This is a genomic window from Ruegeria sp. R13_0, assembly GCF_017743995.1.
Lineage (GTDB): Bacteria > Pseudomonadota > Alphaproteobacteria > Rhodobacterales > Rhodobacteraceae > Ruegeria.
On the sequence record NZ_JAGHRB010000006.1, the window covers coordinates 248,624 to 262,924 of the forward strand.

Consider the following 14,301-nt stretch of genomic DNA (forward strand, 5'->3'; position numbering starts at 1 on the left):
TTCGCACAAGATCGTGTGAAACCCGAAGGGACGGATTTATGAAACCTGTTGAAATCTACACATCGCCTCTGTGCGGCTTCTGCCACGCGGCCAAGCGCCTGCTGAAGCAAAAAGGGGTCGAGTTCAAGGAAATCGACGTCTTGCTGCACCCCAAGCGCAAGCCCGAGATGATCAAGCGCGCCGGTGGCAAACGCACCGTGCCGCAGATCTTCATCGGCCCCGATCACGTGGGCGGCTGTGATGACCTCTATGAGCTGGACCGTCAGGGCAAGCTGGACCGTCTTCTGGCGGCGTGATGAAGACTGCTCTGCTGCAAATCACCTCGTCGGACGATCCGGCTGCGAATCTGCAAATGGTGCGCGCCATGATGGCCGAGGCCGCCGAGCAGGGCGCGCAGTTCATCCTGACCCCCGAGGTCACGAATTGCGTGTCCAACAGCACCACGCGGCAGCGCGAGGTGTTGCAGCATGAGGAAGACGACACAACTCTGGCCGGTCTGCGGGCGCAGGCGGCCGAGTGGGGTGTTTGGTTGCTGATCGGATCATTGGGGATCAAGACCCATGATGCGGATGGCCGTTTTGCCAACCGGTGCTTCATGATCGACCCCAAGGGGCAGATCGTGGCGCGTTATGACAAGATCCACATGTTCGATGTGCAGGTGACCGAGACCGAAACCTTCCGCGAATCGGCCAATTACCGCCCCGGCAACAAGGCCGTCATTGCCGAGACGGAATTCGGCAAGGTCGGCCTGACCATCTGCTATGACATCCGCTTTCCGCATCTGCATGCCGCGCTGGCGCAGGCCGGGGCGCGGATTTTGACGGTTCCGGCGGCGTTTTCGCCTGTCACAGGGGCCGCGCATTGGGAAGCGCTGCTGCGCGCCCGCGCGATTGAGACCGGCTGCTGGGTTCTGGCCCCTGCGCAAACCGGCACCCATCCCAAAACGCGGGGCAAAACCCGACACACCCATGGTCACAGCATGGTCGTCGCCCCTTGGGGAGAGGTTCTGATCGACGCAGGGACCGATCCGGGCATTCACTTTTTCGAATTGAATGATAGTTCTGTGTCCGAGGCGCGCCGTCGCGTGCCCTCATTGACCCATGTGCGGGCTTTTGACGGCCCCTGAACCAGAACCGGACCATGACAGACGACACCAATGCCCTTGCGGTCACGCTGTTTAGCGAGATCCTGACCGCCGACCAGCTATTGCGCAACCGGCTGAGCCGGGTGCTGCCCAAGGGCATGGAAATCTCGCATTTCTCGGTACTGAACCATCTGGCCTATGCCGGAGGGGAACGGACGCCCGCGCAACTGGCCAGCACCTTTCACGTCACACGCGGGGCGATGACCAACACCTTGGCCAAGCTGGAATGGGCCGGATACATCCACATCCGCCCCGACTGGGACGACGCCCGCCGCAAGATGGTCGCCATCAGCCCCGCCGGTCGCCGCGCGCGGGATCAGGCGATTTCCTCGATCGCCCCGTTGATCAACCGTGTGGTCGGAGAGCTGGGGTTGGAGCGGGTGCGCAGCACGCTGCCGGTGCTGCGGGATTTGCGGTTGCAGTTGGAGGGGGAGTAGGGGTGATAAACTGTGATTTGTGCTCAAACGAGGACAGGATTTTTTCGAAATAGTGGATTCCTCATTCGTCAATTGACTGGGTGATTAGAAAATTAACGCGGGTATTTCTTGGGCGAAAAGGACAGGTAAGTTGCCATATCTGCTTAAAGTGCATCGTTTTGTTCCCGGAGAATTTTTCTGGGAAGACGTTTGGCCTCGCGACAAACAACCAGAAAACTACGCAAGGGTTGGTCACGACCACGGTAATGCTCCCCTGATCAAGACCCCGATTCCTTACAAACAACAAAAAGGTAAACTCTTACCGGGTGGAGTGCTTCCAGACCTAATGCCGGGGCGCTGGTCCGGTGACTTACTAGTAAGCCATCGCGTGAAAAAGCTAATCGATGATTCTGACATAGTTCAGCACCAGTTCTTACCCGTCGACCTGACATTAAAAGACAAATCTACGGTAACCGGACAGTATTTTCTGTTCGTCGCAGGCGATCTGACGGACGGCATCGTACCCGAAGCATCGAACAAAATTGTACCCCAGTATTTTGACGGTGAGCTGGGGTACTACTCATGTGAGGGAGACCCTGAAATCGCATGGAACGAAGATTCAGTTAGAGGTCGTCAGATTTGGGTAAACAAATATTTGCCCCGAAAGATCTTCATCTCGGATTCGTTGCACAATGAACTTGAAACGCTCAAGTTGAAGGCGTTTACGGCTTTGCCGTCAGCCGTTGTTTTGCAACAGTCGTAAAGCGAGTGGGTGGTTCCACCCACCCATCTTACCCCGGTTTCACACTTGCCGTTACATAATTCACGCTCAAATCCCGTTCCGAGATCGACCAGCTCCACAGGATCGGGTTGAAGACAAAGCCCTTGCGGTCCACCGGCTCCAGCCCGGCTTGGCGCAGCAGGTCGAACAGCTCATCGGGGGTGATGAACTTGTTCCACTCATGCGTGCCGCGGGGTAGCCAGCGCATGACGACCTCGGCCCCGAAAATGGCCATGGCATAGGATTTCGGGTTGCGGTTGATGGTCGAGCAAATCTCCAGACCGCCGGGTTTCAGTAATTGTTGCGTGGCGGTCAGGTAGCTTAACGGGTCGGCGACATGCTCGACCACCTCCATGTTCAGCACCACGTCGAATTGCTCGCCCGCGGCGGCCATGTCCTCGGCGGTGGTATGGCGGTAGTCGATCTCAAGCCCCGATTGCTCGGCATGAATGCGGGCGACGGGTAGGTTGCCCTCGGCGGCGTCGGCACCGACGACCTCGGCCCCCAAACGCGCCATTGGTTCGCTCAGCAGGCCGCCGCCGCAGCCGATGTCCAGCAGGCGCAGGCCCTCAAACGGTTTTTCGGCCTTCAGATCACGGTCAAATTCGCCCGCGATCTGCTGTGTGATATAGTCCAGACGGCACGGATTGAGCATGTGCAGAGGTTTGAATTTCCCATGCGGGTCCCACCATTCGGCGGCCATCGCCTCGAATTTAGCGATCTCGGATGGGTCGACCGTGTTCGGATGCGCTTGCATTCCTGTCTCCGTATGCTCTTTTACGTCTTAAGGACTATATAGGGCCATAATGGACAAGTACCCGGACCAAAAGCGCGCAGTGCAATATCTCTATCCGCCGATCGATCCTTTCGATCAGCGGTTGGTCAGTGTGGGCGATGGGCACCAGATTTATATGGAGCAAAGCGGCAATCCCGACGGGGTGCCGGTGGTTGTGCTGCATGGAGGGCCGGGCGGTGGATGCAGCCCTGCGATGCGGCGCTACTTCGATCCACGTGTCTTCCGTGTGATTCTGTTCGATCAGCGCGGATGCGGGAAATCGCGGCCTCATGCCTCGGTCGAGGACAACACGACGTGGCATCTGGTTGAGGACATCGAGCGGCTGCGGTCGCTGCTGGATATCGACGAATGGACCGTGTTTGGCGGTAGCTGGGGGGCGACTCTGGCGTTGATCTATGCGCAGGCGCATCCGGATCGGGTCAGCCGTCTGGTTCTGCGCGGGGTGTTTCTGGCCACGCAGGCCGAACTGGATTGGTTCTATGGCGGCGGCGCGGGCAAGTTCTGGCCCGAGCAGTGGGCAAAATTCACCGCCCTGCTGTCCGAGGAAGAGCTGTCAGATACGATCGCGGCCTACAACAAGCGCCTGTTCTCGGGCGACCGGGCAACCGAAGTCCTGTACGGGCGCGCTTGGTCCGCGTGGGAGAACGCCTTGGCGTCGATCCATTCGAACGGATCGACCGGCGAAAGCCCCGGTGAATACGCGCGGGCTTTTGCGCGGCTCGAGAATCACTATTTCACCAACAATGCCTTTCTGCAGAAGGATGGGCAGATTCTGGATCAGATGGATCGCATCGCGCATATCCCCGGACATATCGTGCAGGGGCGCTATGACATGATCTGCCCGCCTCAGGCGGCGTGGTCGCTGGCTGAGCGCTGGCCCAATGCCGAGCTGAAGATGGTCCGCCATGCAGGCCACGCCCTGTCGGAACCCGGAATAAGTGCCGAGCTGGTTCGCATCATGGACCGCGTGGCCGAGGGGGTTGCATGACCCGGATGGACCGTCGTGCTCTGTTTGCATCGGGTGCCGCCGCTGCGTTGCTTGCGGCCACGGGGGCGTCTCTGGCCGATACTCCGAAGAAAGGTGGCGCGCTGCGGCTGGCAGTTCCGCGCGATGACAGTTTGGAGCAGTTGGCGCGTGGGGCCGTGTTCGACACCCTGACCGAGATCGCGCCGGATGGCACGTTGCGCGGAGAGTTGGCGACAGGGTGGCAGACCGAAGACAACGCGCGCATCTGGCGGTTTGATCTGCGCCAGGACGTCTCGTTCCACGATGGAACGGTGCTGAACGCTGATGATGTTGTGGCCGTGCTGACCGAATTTGGGCAGGCCGAAGCCCTGGCCGCTGATCTCGTGCGGCTGGAACTGGCCGAGGCCAATCCCGGTCTTCCCTTCCTACTGGCCAATAGCCGGTTTGTCGTAGCCCGCGATGGGCAGGCGGTTACGCCTTTGCACGCGGCAAACGGGACCGGTTGCTACCGGGTCGAGCGGGCCGAGGATGGGCGTCATTTCCTGGGTCGCAAAGTTGCCGGGCATTACAAGGACGGTCAGGCCGGTTGGGCCGATACGGTCGAAATCATAGTGATCCCGGATGCACGCGTCCGCGCCGAAGCCTTGCGCGACGGGTATGTGGACATTGCCGCCCTGCCCGAGAGCGGCGAGCTGAAAACCCAGCGGGGGCTGCGCTACCACCCAAGCGAATCGGATATGGCGCTGGCCGTGGCGCCTCAAGTCGGGATGCCGAGGCAGATCGGCAAAGCGACGCTGGATGATGGCCGCATCGCCGAACGGTGGTGGTTGGCGTAATTCCGATCACGAATTGCGCCGGGGGTTGCAGACTCGGGAACTCCTGCGTATATGCAGTTGCAACAGCGGCGCGTTGGACTTCCGGTCCAAGGCTCCACCGGAAAATTCGACGGGCCGCGCGCCCGTTTTTTTGTGCCCGATCGATAGGGTAGAGAACCTGATGACAAACGACCTGATAGCCAAAGCGGCCATTGACCGGCGACTGGCCGAGATCATCACCCCCGTGATTGAGGATCTGGGGTATGAACTCGTCCGCATCCGTTTGATGAGCGGCAAGCAAACCACGCTGCAGATCATGGCTGACAAGCCCGATGGCGGTATCGAAGTGGACGACTGCGCCGAGATTTCAAACGCGGTCAGCGCCACGCTGGATGTCGAGGATCCGATCCTTGACGCCTATACGCTGGAGGTCTCGAGCCCTGGTATTGACCGCCCTCTGACCCGTCTCAAGGACTTTGAGACCTTCGAAGGGTATGAAGCCAAGATCGAAACTGCCGAGCTGATCGACGGTCGCCGCCGCTTCAAGGGTGAATTGGCCGGGATCGAAGGGGATGAGGTTCTCATCAACATCCCCGAAGGGTCCGAGACGATCACCATCGGTCTACAATTCGACTGGCTGAGCGACGCCAAGCTGGTCCTGACCGATGACCTGATCAAGGAAATGCTGCGCCAGCGCAAAGACGCGGGTGCCCTGAACGAAAACGCTTTCGACGAGATTGAGACCGAAGGGTCAGAAGAGGAGACGAACTGATGGCAATCACCTCAGCCAACCAGCTGGAGCTGCTGCAGACCGCCGAGGCCGTGGCCCGCGAAAAGATGATCGACCCCGGTCTGGTTGTCGAAGCGATGGAGGAATCGCTCGCCCGTGCCGCCAAGAGCCGTTATGGCGCCGAAATGGACATCCGCGTGTCCATCGATCGCAAGACCGGCAAGGCCACCTTTACCCGCGTCCGCACCGTGGTCGAGGAAGAGGAGCTGGAAAACTACCAGGCCGAGATGACCGTCGAGCAGGCGCGTCAGTACATGGAATCGCCCGAGGTTGGCGACGTCTTCGTTGAGGAAGTGCCGCCGGTTGAGATGGGCCGTATCGCGGCTCAGTCCGCCAAGCAGGTGATCCTGCAGAAGGTTCGCGAAGCCGAGCGGGATCGTCAGTACGAAGAATTCAAGGATCGTGCAGGCACCATCATCAACGGCGCGGTCAAGCGTGAAGAATTCGGCAATGTCATCGTCGATCTGGGTGGTGCCGAGGCCGTTCTGCGCCGTAATGACAAGATCGGCCGCGAAAGCTATCGCCCGAATGACCGTGTGCGCGCCTACATTAAAGAGGTTCGCCGCGAGGTTCGTGGCCACCAGATCTTCCTGTCGCGCACCGCGCCGGAATTCATGGCCGAGCTGTTCAAAATGGAAGTGCCGGAAATCTATGATGGCATCATTGAGGTCAAGGCCGTGGCCCGTGACCCCGGCTCGCGCGCCAAGATTGCCGTGATCTCGTATGACGGTTCGATTGACCCTGTGGGCGCCTGCGTTGGTATGCGCGGTAGCCGCGTGCAGGCCGTTGTGAACGAACTGCAGGGCGAAAAGATCGACATCATCCCGTGGAACGAAGATCAGCCGACCTTCCTGGTGAACGCGCTTCAGCCCGCCGAGGTCTCCAAGGTGGTTCTGGATGAAGAAGCCGGCAAGATCGAAGTTGTTGTTCCTGAAGAACAGCTGTCGCTGGCAATTGGCCGCCGTGGTCAGAACGTGCGTCTGGCCAGCCAGCTGACAAATCTGGACATCGACATCATGACCGAGGCCGAGGAATCAGCGCGTCGTCAGAAAGAATTCGAAGCCCGCACCCAGCTGTTCATGGACAGCTTGGATCTGGACGAATTCTTCGCCCAACTGCTGGTTTCCGAAGGCTTCACCAACCTCGAAGAGGTTGCCTATGTTGAGCTGGACGAACTGCTGGTCATCGACGGCGTCGACGAAGGCACCGCGCAGGAACTGCAAGCGCGCGCCCGTGATTTCCTTGAGGCGCAGGCTAAAGCCGCGCTGGATGCTGCGCGCGCTCTGGGTGCCGAGGACAGCCTTATTGAATTCGAAGGCCTGACACCCCAGATGGTAGAAGCGCTGGCCAAGGATGATGTGAAGACGCTCGAAGACTTTGCAACCTGTGCCGACTGGGAACTGGCCGGTGGCTGGACCACGGTCGATGGTGAGCGTATCAAGGATGACGGTGTGCTTGAGCCGTTCGGCGTAACGCTGGAAGAGGCGCAGGATCTGGTCATGACTGCTCGGATCATGTTGGGCTGGGTTGATCCGGCCGAGCTGGAGCAGGCAGAAGAAGACGTTGAAGCCGAAGAGGAGGCCGAGGCCTGATCTCAGGGCCTCGGGTGGCTGAGATGGGTCGCGGTGGCGTCCATAAGGATCGGTCTGAGGGACCTGAGCGCAAGTGCATCGCCACGGGCGAGGTTCAGCCCAAATACGGGTTGATCCGCTTTGTGACGGGGCCGGATGGTCAGGTCTATCCCGATGTCGCGGCGAAATTGCCGGGTCGTGGGGTCTATGTGGCGGCAGATCGCGCGGCCTTGGACAAGGCGGTCAGCAAAAAGCTGTTCTCGCGCGGGTTCAAGGCGCAAGTCTCGGCCCAAGCGGACCTGGCCGATGAGGTCGAAAAACAAGTCGCGCGTCGTGTGGTTGAGCTTCTCAGCCTGGCGCGTAAGTCCGGCGATGCGGTCGCCGGATACGAAAAGGTCAAGACGTGGCTGGACCGGGAAGAGGCTCAGGTACTGATTCAGGCCAGCGATGGATCGGGGCGCGGCAAGTCGAAACTCAGCACGCCGCACTTCGGAAAATACATCGGATGGCTCACTGCGGACGAGTTAGGGGCGGCATTTGGGCGCCAAACCGTGATTCATGCGGCGCTGGCCTCTGGCGGACTCGCCAAACGTGTTGTAGAGGAAGCGCAGCGCCTGCGTGGCTTGCGCGAAACGGATGACGGCGGCAGGGGCCGCGCGGAAGGGTAAGAAGCTTTATGAGCGATAATGACGGCAAAAAGACATTGGGTCTTCGTGGCGGGGCACGCCCCGGAAATGTGAAACAGAGTTTCAGCCACGGACGCACCAAGAATGTCGTGGTGGAAACCAAACGCAAACGCGTGGTGGTCCCCAAGCCGGGTGCCGGAAAGCCGGGTGGCGGAGCAACGCCTTCGGGTGATCCGTCGCGCCGTCCTGCCGGGATCTCCGACGCGGAAATGGCCCGCCGGATGAAGGCATTGCAGGCCGCCAAAGCGCGCGAGGTCGAAGAGGCCGCCGCCCGTGAGGCAGCTGAAAAGGCGCGTGAAGAAGAACGCGCCCGTCGCCGTGCGGAACAAGAGGCCAAGGAACGCGAACAGCGCGAGGCCGAAGAGAAAGCCCGCGCCAAGGCCGAAGAGGAAGAGCGCAAGCGCAAAGAGGCAGAAGAAGCTGCCAAACGCGCTGCGGCCGCCCCGGCCCCGGAAGAGCCCAAAGCGGCCCGTAGCCCGGCCAGCAAGCCTGCGCCTGCAGCTGCTCCGCGCAAACAGGATCGTGAGCGTGAACAGCGTGGTCGTGGCAAAGGCCGCGACGACAACCGCCGTTCGGGCAAGCTGACACTGGGTCAGGCCACCGGTGGCGAAGGCAACCGCCAACGTTCGATGGCTGCGATGAAGCGCAAGCAAGAGCGTGCGCGTCAGAAAGCCATGGGTGGTTCGGTCGAACGCGAAAAGGTCATTCGTGACGTTCAGCTGCCCGAGGCCATCATGGTCTCTGAGCTCGCCAACCGTATGGCCGAGCGTGTGGCTGACGTGGTTAAGTCGCTGATGCAGATGGGCATGATGGTCACTCAGAACCAGACCATCGACGCGGACACTGCGGAACTGATCATCGAAGAGTTTGGCCACAAGGTCACTCGTGTCTCCGATTCGGATGTTGAAGACGTCATTAAAGAGGTCGAAGACAGCGATGACGATCTGCAACCGCGTCCGCCGGTCATCACTATCATGGGTCACGTTGACCATGGTAAGACCTCGCTGCTGGATGCAATCCGCGACGCGCGCGTTGTGGCAGGCGAGGCCGGTGGCATCACCCAGCACATTGGTGCGTATCAGGTGAAAACCGACGGTGGCACCACACTGACCTTCCTGGATACTCCGGGCCACGCGGCGTTTACGTCGATGCGCTCGCGCGGTGCTCAGGTCACGGATATCGTTGTTCTGGTTGTTGCGGCTGACGACGCTGTGATGCCGCAGACCATCGAGGCGATCAACCACGCCAAAGCGGCCGGAGTGCCGATGATCGTGGCGATCAACAAGGTCGATAAGCCCGATGCAAATCCGGACAAGGTACGGACCGATCTGCTTCAGCATGAAGTGATCGTCGAGAAAATGTCGGGTGAGGTTCAGGACGTCGAAGTCTCCGCCATCACCGGTCAAGGTCTGGACGAACTGCTGGAAGCCATCGCGCTGCAGGCCGAAATTCTGGAACTTAAAGCCAACCCCGACCGCGCCGCCCAAGGTGCCGTGATCGAGGCGCAGCTGGATGTGGGCCGTGGCCCCGTCGCCACCGTTCTGGTTCAGAACGGCACGCTGCGCCAAGGCGATATCTTCGTCGTGGGTGAGCAATACGGTAAGGTCCGTGCGCTGATCAACGACAAGGGTGATCGCGTGAAGGAAGCCGGCCCCTCGGTTCCGGTCGAGGTTCTGGGTCTCAACGGTACGCCCGAAGCCGGTGACGTTCTGAACGTGACCGAGACCGAAGCGCAGGCCCGTGAGATTGCTGCCTATCGTGAGCAAGCCGCCAAGGACAAACGTGCCGCCGCCGGTGCCGCGACTACCCTTGAGCAGCTGATGCAGAAGGCCAAGGAAGACGAAAACGTCACCGAGCTGCCGATTCTGATGAAGGCGGACGTACAAGGTTCGGCCGAAGCCATCGTTCAGGCGATGGAGAAGATCGGCAACGACGAAGTGCGCGTGCGCGTTCTGCACTCGGGCGTGGGTGCGATCACCGAAACGGATGTCGGTCTGGCCGAAGCCTCCGGCGCGCCGATCTTCGGGTTCAACGTCCGTGCCAACGCATCGGCGCGGAACACCGCGAACCAGAAGGGTGTCGAGATCCGCTATTACTCGGTGATCTATGACCTCGTGGATGACGTGAAAGCGGCCGCATCGGGCCTGCTGAGCGCCGAGATCCGCGAGAAGTTCATCGGTTACGCCGAGATCCGCGAAGTCTTCAAGGTTACCGGCGTCGGCAAGGTTGCTGGCTGTCTGGTCACCGAAGGCGTTGCCCGCCGCTCTGCAGGCGTCCGTCTGCTGCGCGACAACGTGGTGATCCACGAAGGTACGCTGAAGACGCTGAAGCGCTTCAAGGACGAAGTGGCTGAGGTCCAGTCGGGTCAGGAATGCGGTATGGCGTTCGAAAACTACGACGATATCCGCGCAGGCGACGTGATCGAAATCTTCGAGCGCGAAGAAGTCACCCGCACGCTGGATTAATCCGGTTCTACAAGTAGGTTTGAAAACAGCGGCTCAACTTGGGCCGCTGTTTTTTTGGCACATCGCGATCTATCTCATTTTTTGGTCAACGTGTTCCGTGTCACATGCAAACTCTGCAGGGGCTGGCATAAGTTTAAATATAGACTTTCGAGGCCCGGTCTTGATTTACTGTTGGTCGTGATTGACCGGACCCGCAGTACTTAAGGACCAAACGAAGAGACCTGCTTCTCTCGCTCGACAGGATTTGGAGATAGATTTGACGCGTATTTTTACAGCACTCTGCTTTGTCATCACCTTGATCGCTGGGCCCGCATTGGCGCATGAGCGGTTCGCCCTCGTGATCGGGAATGCTGGGTACACAACTGTCCCGGCCCTCGACAACCCTGTGAACGACGCGCGCTTGATGAGCGAAGAGCTGCGCGGCGCGGGATTTGCGGTCACGACTCTGACGGATGCAAGCCGCGCAGAGATGGAGCAGGAGGTCGAGACTTTTGCCCGCACCGTGCGTGCGGCGGGGTCCGAGGCTTTGGCGGTGTTCTATTTTGCCGGGCACGGAGTGCGCAGTGATGAGTTCAACTACCTACTTCCGCTCGGCGTGAACATCCAGTCCGAGGCTGATATTGCGGATCAGGCTGTCCCGGCCGAGTGGGTTCTGGATCGCGTTCATACGCCTCAGGCCGTGAGTGTCATGATTCTGGACGCTTGCCGCGACAATCCATTTGGCAGTGAAACGGACGGTGCACTGGATGTCGGCGACGGGCTTGCGCGTATGACAGCCCGCACCAACAACCTGATCGCCTATGCCACCGGACCCGGCGACGTCGCACTGGACGGGACCGGAGCCAACAGCCCCTACACAGCAGCCATCGCGCGCGCGATCGGAACCCAAGGTCTGACCCTTGAGCAGATGTTTGATCAAGTCCGCACGGATGTGATCGGCGAAACGGACGGAGTGCAATCCCCTTGGGCAAGGTCATCCTTGAACATACGGATTGGCATCAAGGACCCGAGTTTGAATTGACAGGGGCCACAGCCCCGTGCAACGCGAAGGCTAGGGCGTTCCCGACTGCTTTGAAGCTGTGAACGTCCTGGGATGCATGATGATGTCGAAGTGCTGCATCCCTTTTTTCAGATCGAAGCTGACAGAATGTCCGGCCTTGCGCAGGTGCTCGGCGTAGTCACGGCTTTGGCGGATGAATTCCGGTGTGTCCCTCTCGGCCACGGTCACGTGGTAGCGCGGTCCGGGGCGGGGTACGTGGCGGATGGGGGACAGGTCGTTGACCTCAACCGGTGTCAGTTGCAGCGGATCGTTGACCGAGGTCAGGCTGATCGGTTCCAGATCGTAAACCCCGCTGATCAGGATCACATCTCGCACCCGCAACCCGGCGCGGGCTAGAGCGTTTGCAGATTGCGCCATAACCATGCTGGCCAGTTGCGCCCCGGCGCTGTGCCCTGACAAGGTGATCCTGCTGGGGTCAAACCCGAGAGATTCGGCCTGCGACGCCAGCCAGAGCAGCGCATCGCGGCACTCATCGATCATGTCCGCGATGCGGGCATCTGGGGCCAGGGTGTAGTTCAACGTTGCAAAAGCATGGCCCGCTTCAATCAGCGCTGGCGCCATCATGGCGGACTCGCGCTGGCTAAGGGCCTGCCAATAGCCGCCATGGATAAACACATGCAGCGGCGCACCTGTCTCGGCCGCTGGGAAGTAGTCCAGAACCTGTGCGGGGCCTGCGCCATAGGCCAGATTTTCCTGAACCGTCAAACTGCCCCGCGCCCGAGCGCTGAGGGCACTATAGCTGGCAATGTATGGCGTCAGATCACCGCCGATCATAGATCTCGGCGAATATTCCTGTTCCAGTTCAGCCTGTGAAAACCCGCGATACAGCATCAGTCCCCCGCATAGATCAGTTCTGTGCGCATATCATACAAATCGTGGAAGAAGCGCAATTCCAATGCTTTGCGTAAGAAGCCGACGCCACTGGAACCCCCTGTTCCCGGCTGCATCCCGATGACACGTTCAACGGCGGTTGCGTGATCGAACCGCCACCGCTGGAACAGGCATTCCACATCCATCAGCTTCTCTGCCAGCGCATAAAGCTCCCAGTGTTTTTCGGTGTCGCGAAAGACTTCAACCCAGATTTTCACCACCCGAGGATCGCCGGAGTAGGGCTGCGCATAGTCCCGCTCCAGCAGGTCCTGAGGCACGTCGAAGCCCTGACGGGCCAGCATGTGCAGCACCTCGTCATAGAGCGACGGCTTGGTAAGGGCCGCGTTCAACATCTCCATCACTTCGGGATCATGGGCGTGAACCTTCAGGGTCGAGGGGTCCTTGTTGCCCAGAATGAATTCGATCTGGCGGTAGCCATAGCTTTGGAACCCGGAGGAACTGCCCAAAGCGTTGCGGAAGGTCATGTAGTCGGCGGGTGTCATGGTCAGCAGAGTTTCCCATGCCGCAATCAACTGATGTTGGATGGCTTTGATGCGGTCGAGGTTTTTCATCGCCGGGCCAAACGCGTCCTGTTGCAGGAAGCGGCGCACCTCGACCAGTTGATGGTGCATCAGTTTCAGCCACAGCTCGCTGACCTGATGGATGATGATGAACAACATCTCATCGGGCTGGGCGGGGTCCTGAAACGTCTTCTGCAGGTTCAGCAGCGTCTTGAGTTGCAGAAAATCGCCATAGCTTTTGCGATGGGTTTCCGTGAAATCGGTGACCAGAGAGTCTTCGATCCCGCGTTCCAGATACCTGTCAGTGTCGCTCATTTGCTCCTCCAAACGCCTGAGGTTCCCCGATGTGTAAGGGGTCAGCCCGCGCAGCGCCAGAGGGTCAGGTCCAGTCGAGAACCACCTTGCCGGATTGGCCGGATTTCATGGCGGCAAACCCTTCGGCAAAATCGTCGACCTTCATCTGGTGGGTGATCACGCGGCTGACATCCAGACCGTTTTGCAGCATGGCGATCATCTTGTACCAGGTCTCGAACATCTCACGCCCGTAGACGCCTTTGATGGTGATGGCCTTGAACACGATGCGGGACCAATCGACCGGGGATTTGCCGGGCGGAATACCCAGCAGAGCGATCTTACCGCCCATCACCAGCGCCTCGACCATCTGGTCCAGGGCGATTTGCGAGCCGGACATTTCAAGCCCCACATCGAAGCCTTCCTTCAATCCCAGCTCGGCGATGACATCCTGCAGGTCCTCTTTCGACACGTCGACTGCGCGGACCGTTGGCACCACATGTTCGGCCAGTTTCAGGCGGTCAGGGTTGATGTCGGTGATGACCACATTGCGCGCGCCAGCGTGGCGGGCGACGGCTGCGGCCATGATACCAATCGGTCCCGCGCCCGTGATCAGCACATCCTCTCCCAGCAGATCAAAGCTGAGCGCGGTGTGAACGGCATTTCCCAGCGGATCGAGGATGGCTCCGATTTCGTCTGGCACGTCATCGGGCAGGGGGACGACGTTGAAGGCAGGCAGTTTCAGATATTGCGCAAACGCGCCTTGTTCGTTGACGCCTATTCCGCGCGTTCCGGGGTCGAGGTGGAACTTGCCCGCGCGGCTCTGACGGCTGTCTGTTCCGATCAGGTGCCCCTCGCCCGAGCAGCGCTGCCCGATCTCAAGCCCGGTTACATTGCGGCCGATCTCAACGATCTCACCCGCGAACTCATGGCCGGTGATCATCGGAACGGGCACGGTGGCCGCCGCCCAGTCGTCCCAGTTCCAGATATGAATGTCGGTCCCGCAGATGCCGGTCTTGTTGATCCGGATCAGCACCTCATCCGGGTCGATCTCGGGCACCGGGGCCTGTACCATCCACAGGCCTTCCTTGGGTTCGGATTTTTCAAGTGCTTTCATTGTGTTGGGAT

General features: G+C 59.9%; 15 protein-coding genes. 11 read left to right on the forward strand and 4 right to left on the reverse strand.

The window, feature by feature from the left end; all coding sequences use genetic code 11:
* The first annotated feature begins 38 nt into the window (after positions 1-38).
* From grxC to J7394_RS10330, 4 genes are all read left to right on the forward strand, one after another.
* Positions 39-296 (forward strand): glutaredoxin 3, encoded by a 258-nt coding sequence (gene grxC, locus J7394_RS10315; RefSeq protein ID WP_170455778.1) that lies wholly within the window; start codon positions 39-41, stop codon positions 294-296.
* A complete protein-coding gene (locus tag J7394_RS10320) occupies positions 296-1,126 on the forward strand; it encodes a carbon-nitrogen hydrolase family protein (RefSeq protein WP_209252816.1) in 831 nt (276 codons plus the stop codon). Before grxC ends, J7394_RS10320 begins: the two co-directional genes overlap by 1 nt.
* A gap of 14 nt (positions 1,127-1,140) precedes the next feature.
* On the forward strand, positions 1,141-1,581 hold the full coding sequence (locus J7394_RS10325) for a MarR family winged helix-turn-helix transcriptional regulator (RefSeq protein WP_170379967.1): 441 nt from the start codon (positions 1,141-1,143) through the stop codon (positions 1,579-1,581).
* A 130-nt stretch (positions 1,582-1,711) separates the two neighbouring features.
* Positions 1,712-2,323 carry an imm11 family protein gene (locus J7394_RS10330; protein WP_209252818.1) on the forward strand — a complete coding sequence of 204 codons (612 nt, stop codon included), beginning with the start codon at positions 1,712-1,714 and terminating at the stop codon, positions 2,321-2,323.
* 28 nt (positions 2,324-2,351) lie between these two features.
* Here J7394_RS10330 and ubiG read toward each other — a convergent pair whose 3' ends face one another.
* Positions 2,352-3,098 (reverse strand): bifunctional 2-polyprenyl-6-hydroxyphenol methylase/3-demethylubiquinol 3-O-methyltransferase UbiG, encoded by a 747-nt coding sequence (ubiG, locus tag J7394_RS10335; RefSeq protein ID WP_209252820.1) that lies wholly within the window; start codon positions 3,096-3,098, stop codon positions 2,352-2,354.
* 49 nt (positions 3,099-3,147) lie between these two features.
* On the opposite strand from ubiG, the gene pip reads away from it, so the two are divergent.
* The 7 genes from pip (at position 3,148) to J7394_RS10370 (ending at position 11,452) form a co-directional block, all read left to right on the forward strand.
* The gene (gene pip / locus J7394_RS10340; RefSeq protein WP_170470976.1) at positions 3,148-4,125 is read left to right on the forward strand and encodes a prolyl aminopeptidase; all 978 of its coding nucleotides are present in this window, start codon (positions 3,148-3,150) and stop codon (positions 4,123-4,125) included.
* Positions 4,122-4,940 (forward strand): ABC transporter substrate-binding protein, encoded by an 819-nt coding sequence (locus J7394_RS10345; RefSeq protein ID WP_209252822.1) that lies wholly within the window; start codon positions 4,122-4,124, stop codon positions 4,938-4,940. Before pip ends, J7394_RS10345 begins: the two co-directional genes overlap by 4 nt.
* Before the next feature lie 160 nt (positions 4,941-5,100).
* Positions 5,101-5,691, forward strand: a complete 591-nt coding sequence (gene rimP, locus J7394_RS10350; protein ID WP_170386826.1) for a ribosome maturation factor RimP — start codon at positions 5,101-5,103, stop codon at positions 5,689-5,691.
* Positions 5,691-7,301: a transcription termination factor NusA gene (nusA, locus tag J7394_RS10355; protein ID WP_170463030.1), complete on the forward strand. Its 1,611-nt coding sequence runs from the start codon at positions 5,691-5,693 to the stop codon at positions 7,299-7,301. The genes rimP and nusA overlap by 1 nt, the downstream gene beginning before the upstream one ends.
* A 23-nt stretch (positions 7,302-7,324) precedes the next feature.
* Positions 7,325-7,948 (forward strand): RNA-binding protein, encoded by a 624-nt coding sequence (locus tag J7394_RS10360; protein ID WP_170689643.1) that lies wholly within the window; start codon positions 7,325-7,327, stop codon positions 7,946-7,948.
* A gap of 8 nt (positions 7,949-7,956) precedes the next feature.
* Entirely contained in the window at positions 7,957-10,431 is a 2,475-nt protein-coding gene (gene infB, locus J7394_RS10365; RefSeq protein WP_209252824.1) for a translation initiation factor IF-2, read from the forward strand.
* A 256-nt stretch (positions 10,432-10,687) separates the two neighbouring features.
* The gene (locus tag J7394_RS10370; RefSeq protein ID WP_209252826.1) at positions 10,688-11,452 is read left to right on the forward strand and encodes a caspase family protein; all 765 of its coding nucleotides are present in this window, start codon (positions 10,688-10,690) and stop codon (positions 11,450-11,452) included.
* A gap of 30 nt (positions 11,453-11,482) precedes the next feature.
* Here J7394_RS10370 and J7394_RS10375 read toward each other — a convergent pair whose 3' ends face one another.
* The 3 genes from J7394_RS10375 to tdh form a co-directional block, all read right to left on the reverse strand.
* Positions 11,483-12,322: an alpha/beta hydrolase gene (locus tag J7394_RS10375; protein ID WP_209252828.1), complete on the reverse strand. Its 840-nt coding sequence runs from the start codon at positions 12,320-12,322 to the stop codon at positions 11,483-11,485.
* The gene (locus J7394_RS10380) at positions 12,322-13,197 is read right to left on the reverse strand and encodes a tryptophan 2,3-dioxygenase (RefSeq protein WP_209252830.1); all 876 of its coding nucleotides are present in this window, start codon (positions 13,195-13,197) and stop codon (positions 12,322-12,324) included. The genes J7394_RS10375 and J7394_RS10380 overlap by 1 nt, the downstream gene beginning before the upstream one ends.
* Positions 13,198-13,261: 64 nt before the next feature.
* Positions 13,262-14,290 (reverse strand): L-threonine 3-dehydrogenase, encoded by a 1,029-nt coding sequence (tdh, locus tag J7394_RS10385; protein WP_209252859.1) that lies wholly within the window; start codon positions 14,288-14,290, stop codon positions 13,262-13,264.
* Between the last annotated feature and the right edge of the window lie 11 nt (positions 14,291-14,301).

Bases quoted from the DNA above. Each gene is read 5' to 3' on its own strand.
- rimP (WP_170386826.1), top strand. From the start codon at position 5,101: ATGACAAACGACCTGATAGCCAAAGCGGCCATTGACCGGCGACTGGCC.
- tdh (WP_209252859.1), bottom strand. From the start codon at position 14,290: ATGAAAGCACTTGAAAAATCCGAACCCAAGGAAGGCCTGTGGATGGTA.
- pip (WP_170470976.1), top strand. From the start codon at position 3,148: ATGGACAAGTACCCGGACCAAAAGCGCGCAGTGCAATATCTCTATCCG.
- J7394_RS10325 (WP_170379967.1), top strand. From the start codon at position 1,141: ATGACAGACGACACCAATGCCCTTGCGGTCACGCTGTTTAGCGAGATC.
- nusA (WP_170463030.1), top strand. From the start codon at position 5,691: ATGGCAATCACCTCAGCCAACCAGCTGGAGCTGCTGCAGACCGCCGAG.
- J7394_RS10360 (WP_170689643.1), top strand. From the start codon at position 7,325: ATGGGTCGCGGTGGCGTCCATAAGGATCGGTCTGAGGGACCTGAGCGC.
- infB (WP_209252824.1), top strand. From the start codon at position 7,957: ATGAGCGATAATGACGGCAAAAAGACATTGGGTCTTCGTGGCGGGGCA.
- grxC (WP_170455778.1), top strand. From the start codon at position 39: ATGAAACCTGTTGAAATCTACACATCGCCTCTGTGCGGCTTCTGCCAC.
- J7394_RS10320 (WP_209252816.1), top strand. From the start codon at position 296: ATGAAGACTGCTCTGCTGCAAATCACCTCGTCGGACGATCCGGCTGCG.
- J7394_RS10375 (WP_209252828.1), bottom strand. From the start codon at position 12,322: ATGCTGTATCGCGGGTTTTCACAGGCTGAACTGGAACAGGAATATTCG.
- J7394_RS10380 (WP_209252830.1), bottom strand. From the start codon at position 13,197: ATGAGCGACACTGACAGGTATCTGGAACGCGGGATCGAAGACTCTCTG.
- ubiG (WP_209252820.1), bottom strand. From the start codon at position 3,098: ATGCAAGCGCATCCGAACACGGTCGACCCATCCGAGATCGCTAAATTC.
- J7394_RS10345 (WP_209252822.1), top strand. From the start codon at position 4,122: ATGACCCGGATGGACCGTCGTGCTCTGTTTGCATCGGGTGCCGCCGCT.